Annotated in this window: 13 protein-coding genes; 7 read left to right on the top strand and 6 right to left on the bottom strand. The window is 72.8% G+C overall.

The genetic code is table 11. The features are described 5' to 3' along the window. Positions 1-42 precede the first annotated feature (42 nt). Together D581_RS0108380 and D581_RS0108375 are read right to left on the bottom strand one after the other, a co-directional pair. On the bottom strand, positions 43-525 hold the full coding sequence (locus D581_RS0108380) for a DUF456 domain-containing protein (RefSeq protein ID WP_018956790.1): 483 nt from the start codon (positions 523-525) through the stop codon (positions 43-45). 80 nt (positions 526-605) lie between these two features. Beyond that, the gene (locus D581_RS0108375; protein WP_018956789.1) at positions 606-1,598 is read right to left on the bottom strand and encodes a helix-turn-helix transcriptional regulator; all 993 of its coding nucleotides are present in this window, start codon (positions 1,596-1,598) and stop codon (positions 606-608) included. 350 nt (positions 1,599-1,948) lie between these two features. On the opposite strand from D581_RS0108375, the gene D581_RS0108370 reads away from it, so the two are divergent. The 3 genes from D581_RS0108370 to D581_RS0108360 all read left to right on the top strand — a co-directional run bounded on the left by D581_RS0108370 (position 1,949) and on the right by D581_RS0108360 (position 5,965). After that, a complete protein-coding gene (locus D581_RS0108370) occupies positions 1,949-3,385 on the top strand; it encodes a protein phosphatase 2C domain-containing protein (protein WP_018956788.1) in 1,437 nt (478 codons plus the stop codon). Positions 3,386-3,497: 112 nt separating this feature from the next. Continuing rightward, positions 3,498-5,240 (top strand): pyruvate dehydrogenase, encoded by a 1,743-nt coding sequence (locus D581_RS0108365; protein ID WP_018956787.1) that lies wholly within the window; start codon positions 3,498-3,500, stop codon positions 5,238-5,240. A gap of 359 nt (positions 5,241-5,599) precedes the next feature. Then, positions 5,600-5,965 carry an ATP-binding protein gene (locus tag D581_RS0108360; protein ID WP_018956786.1) on the top strand — a complete coding sequence of 122 codons (366 nt, stop codon included), beginning with the start codon at positions 5,600-5,602 and terminating at the stop codon, positions 5,963-5,965. A 24-nt stretch (positions 5,966-5,989) separates the two neighbouring features. Here D581_RS0108360 and D581_RS0108355 read toward each other — a convergent pair whose 3' ends face one another. After that, the gene (locus tag D581_RS0108355; RefSeq protein ID WP_018956785.1) at positions 5,990-7,084 is read right to left on the bottom strand and encodes a DUF2637 domain-containing protein; all 1,095 of its coding nucleotides are present in this window, start codon (positions 7,082-7,084) and stop codon (positions 5,990-5,992) included. 192 nt (positions 7,085-7,276) lie between these two features. After that, on the bottom strand, positions 7,277-8,125 hold the full coding sequence (locus D581_RS0108350; RefSeq protein ID WP_018956784.1) for a (2Fe-2S)-binding protein: 849 nt from the start codon (positions 8,123-8,125) through the stop codon (positions 7,277-7,279). 146 nt (positions 8,126-8,271) lie between these two features. Here D581_RS0108350 and D581_RS0108345 point away from each other — a divergent pair, with 146 nt between their 5' ends. Beyond that, positions 8,272-9,126, top strand: a complete 855-nt coding sequence (locus D581_RS0108345; RefSeq protein WP_018956783.1) for a GntR family transcriptional regulator — start codon at positions 8,272-8,274, stop codon at positions 9,124-9,126. A 45-nt stretch (positions 9,127-9,171) separates the two neighbouring features. Here the strand turns inward: D581_RS0108345 and D581_RS0108340 are convergent, their stop codons facing one another. Together D581_RS0108340 and D581_RS0108335 are read right to left on the bottom strand one after the other, a co-directional pair. Further along, entirely contained in the window at positions 9,172-9,954 is a 783-nt protein-coding gene (locus D581_RS0108340; RefSeq protein WP_018956782.1) for a hypothetical protein, read from the bottom strand. Between the two features lie 173 nt (positions 9,955-10,127). Then, positions 10,128-11,879 carry a PucR family transcriptional regulator gene (locus D581_RS0108335; RefSeq protein ID WP_018956781.1) on the bottom strand — a complete coding sequence of 584 codons (1,752 nt, stop codon included), beginning with the start codon at positions 11,877-11,879 and terminating at the stop codon, positions 10,128-10,130. Between the two features lie 338 nt (positions 11,880-12,217). Here D581_RS0108335 and D581_RS0108330 point away from each other — a divergent pair, with 338 nt between their 5' ends. The 3 genes from D581_RS0108330 to D581_RS0108320 are packed head-to-tail and all read left to right on the top strand — an operon-like array spanning position 12,218 to position 16,124. Further along, complete coding sequence (locus D581_RS0108330; protein ID WP_018956780.1) at positions 12,218-13,108, top strand: FAD binding domain-containing protein; 891 nt, start codon at positions 12,218-12,220, stop codon at positions 13,106-13,108. A 2-nt stretch (positions 13,109-13,110) separates the two neighbouring features. Beyond that, positions 13,111-13,710, top strand: coding sequence for a (2Fe-2S)-binding protein (locus D581_RS0108325; protein ID WP_018956779.1), 600 nt, complete (start codon positions 13,111-13,113; stop codon positions 13,708-13,710). After that, positions 13,707-16,124 (top strand): molybdopterin cofactor-binding domain-containing protein, encoded by a 2,418-nt coding sequence (locus tag D581_RS0108320; RefSeq protein ID WP_018956778.1) that lies wholly within the window; start codon positions 13,707-13,709, stop codon positions 16,122-16,124. Before D581_RS0108325 ends, D581_RS0108320 begins: the two co-directional genes overlap by 4 nt. Positions 16,125-16,221: the final 97 nt, after the last annotated feature.

Here is a 16,221-nt window from a genome sequence, read left to right as displayed (position 1 = left end):
GGGCGGCGGTCCCCGGCTGACCCGGGCCCCGGGGCGCTCCGGTCAGCCCCAGAGCACCGCGCCCAGCCAGGCGCCCGCCACCAGCAGACAGCAGAACAGCTCCACCAGCACCGCGTAGCCCGTCGCCCGCATGACCGAGCGCACCGACGCCCACCCCGCGCCGCGGCTCCTCAGCCGCAGCCGCTCGGCGCCGAAGATGGCCCCCACGTACCCGAGGACCCCGCCGACCACGGGCACGACGAAGAAGCCCACGATCCCGGCGACCCCGCCGATCATCAAGGTCCGGCGAGGCGCCCCGGACTCACCCGGGCGGCGCGGTGGCAGCAGCGCTTTGAGCGCCTGGTTCAGCAGCATCAGCGCCGTCGCGCCGATCAGGACGCCCCAGGCGGCCGGCGTCATGTCCGTCAGCGCCCACCACAGCACCGCCGCCCAGACGATCGCCTGACCCGGCACGCCCGGCACCAGCACCCCGACCAGGCCCAGCAGCATGACCAGGCCCACGGCGACGAGCTGCCACACACTCATCTGACCAGCCTGCCGGAGAGTGCCCCGCTCCGCCCGTCAGCGCACCCCGCCCACCCGCGTCGACCTGCGCCGACGCGGTATCAGGCCGACCCGGTACGGGCCACCCAGCCACGCTCGTACGCGTGCCAGCCCAGCTGGAGCCGCGTCGAGACCCCCGTGAGCTCCATCAGGCCCTTGACGCGGCGCTGCACGGTCCGCAGCCCCAGATCCAGCTGCTTGGCCACGCTGGCGTCCGTCAGCCCCGCCAACAGCAGCGACAGGATCTCCAGATCCGTCGGATCCGGCCCGACCTCGTCCTCGCGCACCCCGCCGCCGCCCTCGCCCAGCCGCAGCGGCATCGCCTCTCGCCACACCGCCTCGAAGAGGCCCATCAGCGACTCCAGCAGACCGCTGGCGTGCACGACCAGAGCGGCGGGCTCCGCGCCCCGAGCGGTCAGCGGGACCATCGCGAGGCTCCCGTCGGCCACCACCAGCTTCGTCGGCACCCGGTCCACCACCCGGCACTGCTCGTCCCGGCTCAGCGCCGCCGACAGCTCCAGGATCCCGAACGGCGTCGACAGCACCTCACGCTCGACCACCACCCGGTAGCTCACCCCGCGCGACGTCGCCCGCTCCTCGGATTCGTTCTCCATCCCGGTCACCGCGATCGGCTTGCCCGTCACCAGGGCGCACACCTCCGACACCGCCCCCAGCTGCAACTGGTGGAAGCGCTGGGCGACGGCGCTCGCGCCCGTCACCACCTCCACCAGGTCGTGCACCGCCGGTTCGCTCGCCTCGGCCCGGTACTCCTCGGCGAGCAGCGCGGACGCCAGCTCCGCCTGCTCCAGCTCGTGCCGCTGCTGGATCAGCAGCGCACCGAGCGCCACACCGGGCGGCGCCGCCACCCAGCGGCCCGGCCGGGCCGAGGACTGTGCGGCCAGGCCCTGCTGCTCCAGCCGCCGCAGCACCCGTTCGGTGTCCGCCTCGGTCAGCGCCAGCCGGTGCGCGAGATCGGCGAGCTCCGCGGCTCCCGCCGCGACGAGCGCGCGGTACGCGGTTTCCTGTCTCTCGTCGAGACCTATGGCCCCCAGCATTCTCCGACCTCCCCGGGTGTGGTGATCGCGCATCGAGGCGCCCCTGCGACGGGTCCCGGGTGGCGGGAAGAGGCCACGGCGCAAACCCGCCGCCCACATCATCCCCTGTACCCCCGGCCCCTCTGCCACTGTGACGCCACCGCAGCACCAACTACCGCCGGGATGCGGCCCCTTGGGCTGCTTCGTGCCGGATTGACCTGGGGAGAGCGATGCGCCCGATATCGACTGAACCGGCGATCGGCCGGTCGTACGAACGGCCGTAACGCCGGGACGCCGCTCACTCCCCATCTGCGCGCCACATTTTCCCGATGTCCCGTTTTCGGGCCGCCTTCGCGGTGGACTATAGGGGCATGAGTCAGCAGGGGGAGAAGCCCGCCGCCCACGAGGACGACTGGTGGCGCAAGCTGTACGACGAGACCGCGTACGACACCGGTCCCGGCCGTGCGGCCGACAGCCTCGACGACCGCTTCGACTCCGTGTCGGACACGCTGAGCACCCCGGCGGGCGACCACCGGGACCCCGTGGGCGAGACCGTCCGGGACCGGTACGGCGACGCGTACGAGGACCCCTACGCCGACCGCTACGAGGAGCCGGACGCGGACCGCCACGAGGACCCGTACGCGAAGCGCGACCGGCAGCCGGAGCCGGCCGCCCCCCGCACCACCGCCGTTCCCGCCCCCTGGGAGGCGCCCGTCGGGCAGCCGGGGCCCCGGACGTTCGCCGCGCCGCGCGTGCCGGAAGCGCCCGCGCCCGCCCTCGCGCCCGACCCCAGCGCCCTGCACGCACTTCCGCCGGATCCCGCCGACGACGAAGCGACCGGCGGCCGGCCGTCCGTCGGGCACCTCGGGGACCGGCCGCCGACCTACGACGCCGAGCCCGCCGCCCTGCCCTCCGCCACCTCGGAGAACCTGGACGGCCTCGCCCCCGACACCGTCCTGGACGGCGCGCGGTACGGAACGTACACCCTGCGCACCGCCTCCGTACGCGGTGACTCCGCCCGCTTCCGCGGAGAACCCCGGCGCGACGGGCTGCTCACCGCCCGCTTCGGCGCGGCCGAGAGCGCCCTCGTCCTCGTCGCCGTGGCCGGCGGCGACCGGGCCGGCGAAGCGGCGCACCTCGCCGCGGCCGACGCCTGCCGCTGGATCGGCGGTGCCGTCGCCCGCAGCCATCTCCGGCTCTCCGAGGACATAAGAGCGGGCCGCCGGGACGACCTGAGGGCCGGGCTGCACCGGCTCACCGACCGTACGTACGGCAAGCTGCGCGCCCGCGCCGCCGAACTCGGCGTGGCACCGGACGCGTACACCGCGAGCCTCCGGTGCCTCCTGCTGCCTGCCGACCCGGACTGCCGCACCCGGGTCTTCTTCGGCGTCGGCAGCGGCGGCCTCTTCCGCCTCCGCGACGGACGCTGGCAGGACCTGGAGCCCCACGTCCCGGAGGGCGGCGGCCCGTCGGCGGGTGATGAGGAGGAGGAGGGTCCGGACGGGGACCGGCTGACCATGGATCTCCAGATCGCCACACCTCCGTCCCCGCACGCGGACGGCCCCGTCCGGCAGCCCGCCGAGCCCTTCCGCTTCCGGGCCTCCGTGGCGCGCCCCGGCGACACGCTGCTGCTGTGCAGCGACGGACTCGCCGAGCCGATGCGCGGCGAGCCGGCGCTCCCCGGCGAGCTCGCCGAGCGCTGGGGGAGCGCCGGACCGCCCGGACTGCCCGCCTTCCTCGCCGACACCCAGCTCCGGATCAAGGGGTACGCCGACGACCGCACCTGCGCCGCGGTCTGGGAGGCGTAACCGCGCACACCGTGGGTTGATGGATTCCGGAGCCGGGCGACACGGTGTTTCGGGCTCCGGAGTCCGGACAACCGAAGTGCACGGAGCACGGGCAAGGAAAGGGCGCGCACCCATGGCCAAGCAGAACGTGGCGGAGCAGTTCGTCGACATCCTCGCCAGGGCAGGCGTCAAACGCCTGTACGGCGTCGTCGGCGACAGCCTGAACCCCGTCGTGGACGCCATCCGGCGTAACCCGGCCATCGACTGGATCCCCGTCCGCCACGAGGAGACCGCCGCCTTCGCGGCCGGTGCGGAGGCGCAGGTGACCGGCGAGCTCGCGGCCTGCGCCGGCTCCTGCGGGCCGGGCAACCTGCACCTCATCAACGGCCTGTACGACGCGCACCGCTCGATGGCCCCGGTGCTGGCCCTCGCCTCGCACATCCCCTCCAGCGAGATCGGTCTCGGCTACTTCCAGGCGACCCATCCGGAGCTGCTGTTCCAGGAGTGCAGCCACTACAACGAGATGATCTCCAACCCGGAGCAGATGCCGAGGCTGCTCCAGACGGCGATCCAGCACGCCATCGGGCGCGGCGGCGTCAGCGTCGTCTCGATGCCGGGCGACATCGCCTCCAAGCCCGCCCCCGAGAAGAGCATCGAGCACGCCCTCGTCACCGCACGGCCGACCGTACGGCCCGGCGACGACGAGATCGACAAGCTCTGCCGCATGGTCGACGAGGCCAAACGGGTGACACTGTTCTGCGGCAGCGGCACGGCCGGGGCGCACGCCGAGGTCATGGAGTTCGCCGAGAAGATCAAGTCCCCGGTCGGGCACGCGCTGCGCGGCAAGGAGTGGATCCAGTACGACAACCCGTACGACGTCGGGATGAGCGGGCTGCTCGGCTACGGCGCCGCGTACGAGGCGACCAACGAGTGCGACCTCCTCGTCCTGCTCGGCACGGACTTCCCGTACAACGCCTTCCTCCCGGACGACGTGAAGATCGTCCAGGTCGATGTGCGCCCCGAGCACCTCGGCCGCCGCTCCAAGCTCGACCTCGCGGTCTGGGGCGATGTGCGTGAGACGCTGCGCTGCCTGACGCCCCGGGTGAAGCCCAAGTCCGACCGCAAGTTCCTCGACCGGATGCTGAAGAAGCACGCGAACGCCCTGGAGGGCGTGGTCAAGGCCTACACCCGCAAGGTCGACAAGCACGTCCCGATCCACCCCGAGTACGTCGCCTCGGTGCTGGACGAGATGGCCGACGAGGACGCCGTGTTCACCGTCGACACCGGCATGAACAACGTGTGGGCCGCCCGCTATCTGACGCCCAACGGCAAGCGGCGGGTGATCGGTTCGTTCAGCCACGGCTCGATGGCCAACGCCCTGCCGCAGGCGATCGGCGCCCAGTTCACCGACCGTAACCGGCAGGTCGTCGCGATGTCCGGGGACGGCGGATTCTCCATGCTGATGGGCGACTTCCTCACCCTGGTCCAGCACGACCTGCCGGTGAAGGTCGTCCTGTTCAACAACTCCTCGCTCGGCATGGTCGAGTTGGAGATGCTGGTGGCGGGCCTGCCGTCGTACGGGACGGGACACGCGAACACCGACTACGCCGCCATCGCCCGTGCGGCCGGCGCCTACGGCGTACGCGTGGAGAAGCCCAAGCAGTTGCAGGGCGCGCTCAAGGACGCCTTCAAGCACAAGGGACCCGCGCTCGTCGACGTGGTCACCGACCCGAACGCGCTCTCCATCCCGCCGAAGATCAGCGCGGACATGGTCACCGGCTTCGCGCTCTCCGCGAGCAAGATCGTGCTCGACGGCGGAGTGGGCCGGATGCTCCAGATGGCCCGCTCCAACCTCCGTAACGTTCCCCGTCCTTGAGTCGGCGGGGGCCGGCCCGACCCCGTGGGGCCGGTGCCCATGCCAACTCAGGTGCACGGGCCGCACGTTGACCGGAGCTGCGCCTACGCGGTGATGGCGTGCGCGGGTGGGATGTTCCGTGCGCCCCTCGCCGCTCCTGACCGTTCACCTCTTGACGAGTCGACAAGCGTGACCGTGTACGTACAGGGGCATGCATCTCGTGAGGCTGTTCGACGAGCGGCCGGATCAGAGGAGGTCGGTCCACTGTGCGGGCGGGGGAAATGGCGAAGCGTCAGAGAAGGACCGCGGTCATCGAGGGGCGTGGCCCCCGTGGCCGGAGACCGGGCGAGGGGCCACCGCCGACCCGGATGCGCCGCAGGGTGGGCCACGCCGAACGGTCGGCGGTGGGCGAAGTGCGCCGGGAGCTGCGGGAGTTCCTCCGGGACAGCTCCGACGAGGAGCGGACCGAGGCGGCGGAGCTGCTGGTGAGCGAGCTGGTGACCAACGCTCTCATCCACACCCGCCACGGGGCCGTGGTCACCGCCACGGCGACGCCGGCCCGACTGCGGGTGGAGGTCCAGGACTTCGCCTCGGAGGATCTGCCCGCGCCGTACGTACCGAACGCCGACGACGGTACGCACGGCAGGGGCCTGATCCTGGTCCGGAGCCTGGCCGACGCCTGGGGCGTGGAGGCACAGGCCCTGGGCAAGGTCGTCTGGTTCGAGCTGCACGGCGGAAGCCCCTGAGGGGCCCTCCGCCGCACGGCGCTCTCAGCCGAACTGCTGCTCCAGATCCTTCAGTTTCTGTTCCAGCGAGTCGAGCCGGGGGAGTGTCTGGGGGTCGTCCTCGGCGGTGAGGTCGACGGTCCGCGGGTCACTTCCCCGGCTCGAAGCGTCCAGGTTCTTCGAGCTCGAACCGTCCGCCCGCTTCGGGCCGACGGCTTGCAGGGATGGCCGGGGTCGCAGAGGCAGCTGACCCGGCTCTGCTATGGCGGGCTCCGCGACGGCCGGCGCCGCGCCGCCCGCGGCGATGGCGGGCACGTCCAGCTGCCGGTCGCCCCGTCCACCGCGCCCCCAGACCCGGTTCTGCCGGTTCAGGGCCTTGATACGGGCCCGGTCCAGCTTCTCCTGGTCGCGTCGGCGGAGCCGGTCCCGCTCACGCTCCCTGCGGTCCTCCCGCACCTCGTCCACCGCCTCGTCCAGGGTGCGGACGCCCTCCAGGAGCATCAGCGACCAGGCGCCGAAGGTCTCCCTGGGCGCCCGCAGCCAGCGGACGATCCGGATCTGCGGCAACGGCCGGGGCACCAGGCCCTGTTCGCGCAGCGCGGCGCGGCGGGTCTGCTTCAGCGCGCGGTCGAAGAGCACCGCGGCCGAGAGGGACATCCCCGCGAAGAAGTGCGGAGCGCCCGCGTGGTCCATGCCCCGGGGGGCGTGCACCCAGTTGAACCAGGCGGCGGCCCCGGCGAACGTCCACACCAGCAGCCGGGAGCCGAGCGCCGCGTCTCCGTGGCTCGCCTCCCGTACGGCCAGCACGGAACAGAACATCGCGGCCCCGTCCAGCCCGAACGGGACCAGATACTCCCAGCCTCCGGTGAGGTTCAGGTTCTGCCGGCCGAAGCCGACGAGCCCATGGAAGGAGAGCGCGGCGGCGACCGCCGCGCAGCAGAACAGCAGGACGTAACTGGCGGTGGCGTACAGCGCTTCCTTGCGTCTGCGGCGCTCCTCGCTGCGTTCCCAGGAGTCGTCGGCCGCGGCCTTGCCGGCGGCACGCTTGCCGCGTGCGACCACCGTCACCGCCGCCATGACCCCCACGAGCAGTACGGCGCCCGGAAGCAGCCAGTCAAGCGATATGTCGGTCAGTCTCATGCGCGGTCCCTTGCGTCACGTAGGGCGTTTCGTGCGCCATCGTGACGGAATTCCCGTCCCGCTCCGGTGGTTTCGGGACAAGAGCACGCCATGGGGGTGGGAGAGGCTATCGATGGGTGGAATCTTCTCGAACGGCCGCTCGGTCGAGGCGGGTCGCGTTCGATTCCGCGTCATCCGGACGGGCGGTGTGGATCAGGAAGCCGCGGCGAGTTTCCGCACCCGGTCCGTGTCACAGGTACGCGGACAGGTCACGCAGGTGTCCTCGGGGCGCAGGGTGTAGAAGAGGCAGCAGCTCGCCCGGTCCCGGGTCGGCAGCGACCGGCCGTCGGGTCCGGTCAGCTCGCGGAAGCCGGCGGTGCCGACGTACGGCTTGGTCGTGCCGGGCAGCAGCAGCTCCAGCTCGGCCATGGCGCGGCGCTCCTCGCCGAGCAGATGCGCGATGTACCAGAGGCCCTCGACGATCTCGTCGGTCGCCATCCCCCACAGGGCCCGCTTCCCGCGCCGCATGCGCGGCCCGAAGCCCTCCAGTACCGGGCCGAGGTGCTCGGTCAGGGAGGTCAGGACCTCGGCCCGCAGCGCCGCCTCGTCCGCGACGACCCGGGCCCCGGGCAGGGTGGCGGCCGGGTCGTCCGGCAGGCAGGCGAATTCCCGGACCCGCACGGTCAGATGCCCCAGCGCCCGCTGGAAGGCAACGTCCTCGACCGGGATCCGTGGCACCCGGCGCTGCAGGAACCAGGGCACGGTCACCAGCAGACAGGCGGGCCAGGCGTACCGGTGGAGACCGAAGCTCGCCACCACGTCCGGACGGGCCTGCTGACCGTAGTCGCGCAGCACCTGGGCATTGTCCCAGGCGAGGAAGGCGTCCACGGCGGGGCCACCGGCGGCCAGCTCCGCCGCGCCGACCCAGCCCGCTCCGGACGGGGCCACGGCGTCGCCGTCGAGCACGTCGGCCCGCAGCCCGGGGAACACCTCGGTCAGGCGGGTGTACGCGGCGGTCACGGGGGACGTCGCGGTGCCGGTGAACGGCGGGGAGAGGGTCATGCAGGGGACCACCGAATCGGGATCGTTTGCAGGTAAGGCTTACCTTACCCGATGCCATCGATGTTTGAACCGCAGCCTCCTCCCTCTATCGTGCACAGGAGGTCCGGCGCACGCGAGTCGGCCCGTGGCAGGCGGAGGAGGTCCGGGTGGAGCAGGGCAGCGCGCGCGAGAGCGCACGTCCGGCGTACGCCCTGGGAGCGTTCCCGCGCACCCCGGCGGAAGGCCGGATGCCGGAGTGCCGGGTGCCGGAACAGGCCCGGGGCGAGCAGGCCGGATGCGAGCAGGCGGGAGCCCGGCGGACCGGCGGGCGACCGGCCGAGGGGGAACAGGCGGCCCGGGGCGAACACACCCACAGCGAGCCGCCCGCGCCGCGTGCCGTCGTCCAGCGCCACTCCGTCCGCGGCCAGATCCTGGACGCCCTGCGCGCCGCCCTCGTCGGCGGTGAGCTGGTGCCCGGCCAGGTGTACTCCGCCCCCGCCCTCGGCGCCCGCTTCGGGGTCTCCGCCACGCCGGTGCGCGAGGCCATGCAGCGGCTGGCCGTCGAGGGAGCCGTCGAGGTCGTGCCGAACCGCGGCTTCCGGGTCAGCGAACGCGGCCCCCGCGAACTGGCCGAACTGGCCGAGGTACGGGCGCTGATCGAGGTCCCGGTGATGCTGAGCCTGGCCCGTACGGTCCCGGCGCACCGCTGGAGCGGCCTGCGCCCGCTGGCGGAGGCCACGGTCACCGCGGCGGCCGTCGGCGACCGGGCCGCCTACGCCGAGTCGGACCGGGCCTTCCACCGCGCGGTCCTCATGCTGTCGGGCAACGAGCAGCTCGTGACCGTCGCCGACGAACTGCACCGGCGCTCCCAGTGGCCCCTGGTCTCGGGCCCCGCGACCAGGCGGGCCGACCTGCTGGCCGACGCCTCCGAGCACACCGCCCTGCTCGACGCCCTCGTCTCCCAGGACCTCGCCGTCGTCCAGGCCCTGGTCCGCGAACACTTCGCCGGCGCCGACGGCTGAGCGGGGCGGTGTCCGCGGCCCCGGGATGCTGGGGCCGCCGCTGCCTCAGCTCGCCCCGGCGGTGCGCGGGGCCGGGGGGCCCAGGTGGGGCGCCAGCCAGGTGGGCACGCCGCCCAGCAGCCGGAACAGCCGGCCTGCCTCGGCCCGCAGCCGCGCCGCCTCCGGCTCCTCCTCCGTCTTCGCGAGGGAGATCAGCGCCGGGGCCGTACCGACCAGGAACCCCAGCTCCTCCCGGATCCGCAGGGACTCCGCGAAGCCGTGCCGGGCCTCGGCCAGCTCCCCCTCGCGCAGGGCGAGCGCCGCCAGATGCCGCCAGGTGGACGAGAGGAGCAGTTCGTCGCCCCGGTTCGCCGCACCGGCGTGCGCCCGGCGGAACGCGGCGCGCGCCGACTCCGGCGACTCCGCGATGTTCTGGGCGATCAGCCCGCGCCGGAAGTCCAGCAGCGGCCGGGCCGGGGAAGCGGGCGCCAGCAGGGCCGCCGACCGGCTCAGCGCCACGCTCGCCTCGTCGGCCCGGTCCCGTACCGCCAGGAGGGTCGAGGCGTACGCCAGATGGCCCCGCTCGGAGGCGGCGGACCCGCGCTCGTCGTCGGTGCGGGCGATGGCCTCCGCCGTGCGCAGGGCGTCCTCGGCGTCGGTCCAGCCCTCTCCCGTGTAGAGACACCGCTCGGTCAGCAGCGCGGTGCGCTGGAGAGCGGCTGCCGGTTCCGTGCTCGCGTCGTGCTCCAGCAGTGCGGCCGCGTCCGTCCAGCAGGCGCGTGAGCGCAGCCGCCATACCGCGGTCTGGAGCGGAGGATCGTCATCTGCTGTCGTTCCGGAACCAGACATGGCGGTATGCGCCACATTGCCCTCCCCGAGCGCGCCATTGTGCTGTTGGGTACGGCGCATCTCAGCACGGATTGGCACGCCGGGCCAAGGGGTCCGGACAATGTCAGGTGAAAGATTTCACAATCGGCCGGGGCGCGACGGGGCCCGCCGGGCCCCGCCGCGCGGCCCGAAGGTCAGCTCATGCGCAGGGCGAGGAAGAAGTCGAGCTTGTCCTCCAGGCGCGAAAGGTCACGCCCCGTCAACTGCTCGATTCGCCCGACGCGATAGCGCAACGTGTTGACGTGCAGGTGCAGCCGGGCCGCGCAGCGGGTCCAGGACCCGTCGCAGTCCAGGAAGGCCTCCAGCGTCTCGATCAGCTCCGCCCGATGGCGCCGGTCGTAGTCGCGCAGCGGGTCCAGCAGCCGGGCGGTGAAGGCACGCCGGACGTCGTCGGGGACGAACGGCAGCAGCAGCACGTGCGAGGCCAGCTCGTGGTGCCCGGCCGCGCAGACCCGCCCCGGACGGGCCGCGGCCACCCGGCGGGCGTGCCGGGCCTCCTCCAGCGCGCCGCGCAGGCCTTCGGCGGAATGCACGGCCGCGCTGACACCCAGTGTCAGCCGGCCGTCGTCGGCGAGTCCCGCGGAGAGCGGTTCGCGCACGGAGTCGAGCAGCGCGTCGGCGTGCAGCCCGGGTTCCTCGTCGAGGGCGTCGGCGTCCTCGACGTCCGCCCGCGTGGCTTCGCCCGAAGCGCCCTCCCCGGAGCCCGCGGTCGCGGTGGTGGCCGTGGGCAGCGGCACCAGGGCGACGGCCTCCTCGCCCGTGTGGGCGACGGCGATCCGGTCGGCCGAGTCGGGGCCGCTGACCGCCGGGTCGACGAGGATCTCCTCCAGCAGCGCCTGGGCCACCGGACCGCTCGCGATGCCGCCCGCGGCGGCCGCCTGGCCCCCGGCGCTCCAGTCGACCCGGGCCACCACGACCTGCCACTGCGGGGCCACGCCGAGGCCGGGCAGCAGGACCGGTGCGGCGACCCGCAGCCTGGCCGCGATCTCGGCGGGGGCGGCGCCCGCTTGGACCAGCTCCAGGACCTCCTGGGCGAGCCTGCGGCGTACCGTACGGGCCGCGTCGCGGCGGTCGCGCTCGACCGCGATCAGCTGGGTGACGCCCTGGAGCAGGTCGAGCCGGGCGGCGGGCCAGTCCGAGGCGTCCGCCTCGACCGCCAGCAGCCAGTCGGAGAGCACCGACTCCCGTACGTCGCGGGCGGCCGGCACCGCACCCCTCCCGGTGTTCCGGATCGGGAAGAGCGAATACGTCGTGCCGGCGACCGCCGCCCGGTGCGGGCCCCGGCGGCCGGTACGGGTCGCGGCCAGGTGGTGCCCGGCCAGCGCCGCGCCCAGCGGTCCGGGCAGCGGGGCGCCCGCCCCCGCGATCTGGCGGCCGGTGGGGGAGAGGACCCAGGCCCGCAGGTCCAGGTCGGAGGTGAGGAGGTCCAGGACCACCTCGGGGCCGCCGCCCGCCGGGCCCGAGGTCATCAGCCGTCGGTGCCGGTCCACCACGGCTGCCAGGTCGCCCGCCCGCTCCCCGGAGACCTGGCGGACGACGTACTCGGTGATCGTCGCGAAAGCAACGGTCTCGTTCACGGCGAAGAGGGGGAGGCGGTGCTGCGCGCACGCCTCGACCAGATCGCCGGGGATGTCGCCGAGCTCCGCCTCACCGGCCGCGAGGCCGGCCACCCCGGCGCCCGCCAGGATCCGGACGAACGGTTCGGAGTCCGCGGCGTCCCGGCGCCAGGCGAGGCCCGTGAGCACCAGCTCCCCGCCGGAGAGGTAGCGGCTGGGATCGCGCAGGTCGGTCGTCATGACGCCCCGGACCGAGCGGTCCAGCTCGTCCTCGCCGCCGAGCAGCCGCAGGCCCAGCGCGTCGTTCTCCAGCAGTGCGCGCAGCCGCATCTCGTCGCCGCCGATCTTTCCGTAGGGGGAGCAGGTGAAGTTCGTGAAGGAGCAGGTGGGGGTGGCAGTGGGTGAAGGAGGCCGTGAGGTGGGGGGAGCCGTGAGGGATACGGGTATCTGTTGATTGCGGCGAGGTTACTGATTCCCGCCATTCGTTCGAATCTACAAGACGAGGACGGACACCAGCCAACTCCTTCAGTGTTTCGGTGACTGCACCGGTAGGAGCAGGGCTTGTGTACTGGGCCACACACCACGTGAACACCACATGAACGAGCCAGTCGAGGGCCGGCCGTCCCCAGCCCCGGCGAACGAACCGATTGAGAAGAAGAGAGCCACTCATGGACTTCCTTCGCCCCGCCAGCTGGGAGGAGGCGCTCGCCGCCAAGGCCGAGCACCCCACCGCTGTGCCCATCGCGGGCGGCACCGATGTGATGGTCGAGATCAACTTCGACCACCGGCGGCCCGAGTACCTCCTGGACCTGAACCGCATCGGTGAGCTGTCCGAGTGGGAGGTGGGCCAGGAGAGCGTGCGGCTCGGCGCCTCCGTGCCGTACAGCGGCATCATGGAGCACCTGCGCACCGAGCTGCCCGGCCTGGCGCTCGCCTCGCACACCGTCGCCTCCCCGCAGATCCGCAACCGCGGCGGCGTCGGCGGCAACCTCGGCACCGCGTCGCCGGCGGGTGACGCCCACCCGGCCCTGCTCGCGGCCGGCTGCGAGGTCGAGGCCGCATCCGTACGCGGAACGCGGCTGATCCCCATCGACGCCTTCTACACCGGGGTCAAGCGCAACGCCCTGGAGCCGGACGAGCTGATCCGCGCGGTGCACATCAGGAAGGCCGACGGACCCCAGCAGTACTCCAAGGTCGGCACCCGCAACGCCATGGTCATCGCCGTCTGCGCGTTCGGCATCGCCCTGCACCCCGAGACCCGCACCGTGCGCACCGGCATCGGCTCGGCCGCCCCGACCCCGGTCCGGGCCAAGGAGGCCGAGGAGTTCCTGAACGCCGCGCTCGAAGAGGGCGGGTTCTGGGAGAACGGCAAGATCATCACCCCCGCGATCGCCCAGCAGTTCGCCACCCTCGCGTCCGGCGCCTGCAACCCGATCGACGACGTGCGCGGCACGGCGAAGTACCGCAGGCACGCGGTCGGCATCATGGCCCGCCGCACGCTCGGCTGGACCTGGGAGCAGTACCGCGGCGCGGGCCGCACGCTGGAAGGAGCTGCGTAACCATGCGAGTCAATTTCACGGTCAACGGCCGTCAGCAGGAAGCCGACGACGTGTGGGAGGGCGAGTCCCTCCTGTACGTCCTGCGCGAGCGCATGGGCCTGCCCGGCTCCAAGAACGCCTGCGAGCAGGGCGAGTGCGGATCCTGCACCGTCCGCCTCGACGGCGTCCCGGTCTGCGCGTGCCTCGTCGCCGCCGGCCAGGTGCAGGACCGCGAGGTCGTCACCGTCGAGGGCTTGGCCGACTACGCCAAGCACCGCGAGGACGCCCACCCCGGCGGCGGCTGCGCCTCCGGCGCCTGCGGCACCAGCCTGGACGCCGCCAAGCGCTGGCAGTCCAGGCCCACCGACGGCCAGACCGGCGAGGCCGTCGAACTCTCCCCGATCCAGCAGGCGTTCATCGACGCCGGAGCCGTCCAGTGCGGCTTCTGCACCCCCGGCCTGCTGGTCGCCGCCGACGAGCTGCTGGAGAACACCCCCTCGCCGTCCGACCAGGACATCCGTGAGGCGCTCTCCGGCAACCTCTGCCGCTGCACCGGCTACGAGAAGATCCTCGACGCGGTCCGCCTCGCGGCCGCCCGTCAGGAAGAGGCGGTCCAGTCATGACGACGCCCCCCAAGGACCGGACCGTACCGGCCGGGACGCCCACCAAGATCACCCAGGGGTCGCCCACCAAGGGCGGCATCGGCGAGTCCACGCTCCGCCCCGACGGCACCCTCAAGGTCACCGGTGAGTTCGCGTACTCCTCCGACATGTGGCACGAGGACATGCTGTGGGGCCAGACGCTGCGCTCCACCGTCGCGCACGCCGAGATCGTCTCCATCGACACCTCCGAGGCGCTGGCGACGTCCGGCGTCTACGCCGTGATGACCTACGACGACCTGCCCGCCGAGATGAAGAACTACGGCCTGGAGATCCAGGACACCCCGGTTCTCGCCCACGGCAAGGTCCGTCACCACGGCGAGCCGGTCGCCATCGTGGCCGCCGACCACCCGGAGACCGCGCGCCGCGCCGCCGCCAAGATCAGGATCGAGTACCGCGAGCTGCCCCTCGTCACCGACGAGGCCTCGGCGACCGCTCCCGACGCCGTGCTCGTCCACGAGGGCCGCGACGACCACCACATCGGCCACGTCCCGCACCCCAACATCGTGCACCGCCAGCCGATCATCCGCGGCGACGCCGACGAGGCCGCGAAGCGCGCCGACGTCATCGTCACCGGCGACTACACCTTCGGCATGCAGGACCAGGCCTTCCTCGGCCCCGAGTCCGGCCTCGCGGTGCCCTCCGAGGACGGCGGCGTCGAGCTGTACGTCGCCACCCAGTGGCTGCACTCGGACCTCGGCCAGATCGCCCCCGTCCTCGGCCTGCCCGAGGAGAAGGTCCGTATGACGCTCTCCGGCGTCGGCGGGGCCTTCGGCGGCCGCGAGGACATCTCGATGCAGATCCACGCCTGCTTGCTGGCGCTCCGCACCGGCAAGCCGGTCAAGATCGTCTACAACCGGTTCGAGTCCTTCTTCGGCCACGTCCACCGGCACCCGGCGAAGCTCCACTACGAGCACGGCGCCACCAAGGACGGCAAGCTCACGCACATGAAGTGCCGCATCGTCCTGGACGGCGGGGCCTACGCCTCCGCCTCCCCGGCGGTCGTCGGCAACGCCTCCTCGCTCTCCGTCGGCCCGTACGTCATCGAGGACGTCGACATCGAGGCGATCGCGCTCTACACCAACAACCCGCCCTGCGGCGCGATGCGAGGCTTCGGCGCGGTCCAGGCGTGCTTCGCCTACGAGGCGCAGATGGACAAGCTCGCCGCGAAGCTGGACATGGACCCGGTGGAGTTCCGGCAGCTCAACGCCATGGAACAGGGCACCCTGCTGCCCACCGGACAGCCCTGCGACTCGCCGGCCCCGGTCGCCGAACTGCTGCGCCGGGTCAAGTCCCGGCCGCTGCCGCCCGAACAGCAGTGGCTGGCGGCAGGCAGCGAGGGCACCTCCGTCGACGTCCGCGCGCTGCCCGGCGGGCTCTCCAACACCACCCACGGCGAAGGCGTCGTGCGGGGTGTCGGCTACGCGGTCGGCCTGAAGAACGTCGGCTTCTCCGAAGGCTTCGACGACTACTCCACCGCCCGGGTCCGGATGGAGGTCATCAACGGCGAACCGGTCGCGACCGTGCACACCGCGATGGCCGAGGTCGGCCAGGGCGGCGTCACCGTCCACGCCCAGATCGCCCGTACCGAACTCGGCGTCAACCAGGTCACCATCCACCCCGCCGACACCCGGGTCGGCTCCGCCGGATCCACCTCCGCCTCCCGCCAGACGTACGTCACCGGCGGCGCGGTCAAGAACTCCTGCGAAGCCGTACGGGAGAAGGTCCTGGAGCTGGGCCGCACCAAGTTCGGCACCTACCACCCGGCCTGGGCCACCGCCGAACTCCTCCTGGAGGGCGGCAAGGTCGTCACCGACGGCGGCGAGGTGCTGGCCGACCTCGCCGACGTCCTGGAGGACGAGGCGATCGACATCGAGCTGGAGTGGCGCCACCGGCCCACCGAGGCGTTCGACCTGCGCACCGGACAGGGCAACGGCCACGTCCAGTACTCCTTCGCCGCGCACCGCGCGGTCGTCGAGGTCGACACCGAACTGGGCCTGGTCAAGGTCATCGAACTGGCCTGCGCCCAGGACGTCGGCAAGGCGCTCAACCCGCTCTCCGTCCTCGGCCAGATCCAGGGCGGCACCCTCCAGGGCATGGGGGTCGCCGTGATGGAGGAGATCATCGTCGACCCGAAGACCGCGAAGGTGCGCAACCCGTCCTTCACGGACTACCTCCTGCCCACCATCCTCGACACGCCGACGATCCCGGTCGACGTGCTCGAACTCGCCGACGAGAACGCCCCGTACGGGCTCCGCGGCATCGGCGAGGCCCCCACCCTGTCGTCCACCCCGGCCGTCCTCGCGGCGATCCGGAACGCGACGGGTCTTGAGCTCAACAGGACGCCGGTGCGGCCCGAACACCTCACCAGCACCTGAGAGACCTGCCGGGCGACCTCCCACCGGTCGTCGCCCGGCAGACTCCGAGCAGTCCCGGACTCCGAGCGGCCCCGGACTCCGAGCAGCCCCCCGAACT

It is taken from the genome of Streptomyces sp. CNB091 (genome assembly GCF_000377965.1).
This window is presented reverse-complemented; position numbering and strand designations above follow the sequence as displayed.

Excerpts from the sequence above, each read along its gene's own strand:
- D581_RS0108380 (WP_018956790.1), bottom strand. The coding sequence starts at position 525 with ATGAGTGTGTGGCAGCTCGTCGCCGTGGGCCTGGTCATGCTGCTGGGC.
- D581_RS0108335 (WP_018956781.1), bottom strand. The coding sequence starts at position 11,879 with ATGCGGCTGCGCGCACTGCTGGAGAACGACGCGCTGGGCCTGCGGCTG.
- D581_RS0108350 (WP_018956784.1), bottom strand. The coding sequence starts at position 8,125 with ATGACCCTCTCCCCGCCGTTCACCGGCACCGCGACGTCCCCCGTGACC.
- D581_RS0108325 (WP_018956779.1), top strand. The coding sequence starts at position 13,111 with ATGCGAGTCAATTTCACGGTCAACGGCCGTCAGCAGGAAGCCGACGAC.
- D581_RS0108340 (WP_018956782.1), bottom strand. The coding sequence starts at position 9,954 with ATGTCTGGTTCCGGAACGACAGCAGATGACGATCCTCCGCTCCAGACC.
- D581_RS0108375 (WP_018956789.1), bottom strand. The coding sequence starts at position 1,598 with ATGCTGGGGGCCATAGGTCTCGACGAGAGACAGGAAACCGCGTACCGC.
- D581_RS0108370 (WP_018956788.1), top strand. The coding sequence starts at position 1,949 with ATGAGTCAGCAGGGGGAGAAGCCCGCCGCCCACGAGGACGACTGGTGG.
- D581_RS0108355 (WP_018956785.1), bottom strand. The coding sequence starts at position 7,084 with ATGAGACTGACCGACATATCGCTTGACTGGCTGCTTCCGGGCGCCGTA.
- D581_RS0108330 (WP_018956780.1), top strand. The coding sequence starts at position 12,218 with ATGGACTTCCTTCGCCCCGCCAGCTGGGAGGAGGCGCTCGCCGCCAAG.
- D581_RS0108320 (WP_018956778.1), top strand. The coding sequence starts at position 13,707 with ATGACGACGCCCCCCAAGGACCGGACCGTACCGGCCGGGACGCCCACC.
- D581_RS0108365 (WP_018956787.1), top strand. The coding sequence starts at position 3,498 with ATGGCCAAGCAGAACGTGGCGGAGCAGTTCGTCGACATCCTCGCCAGG.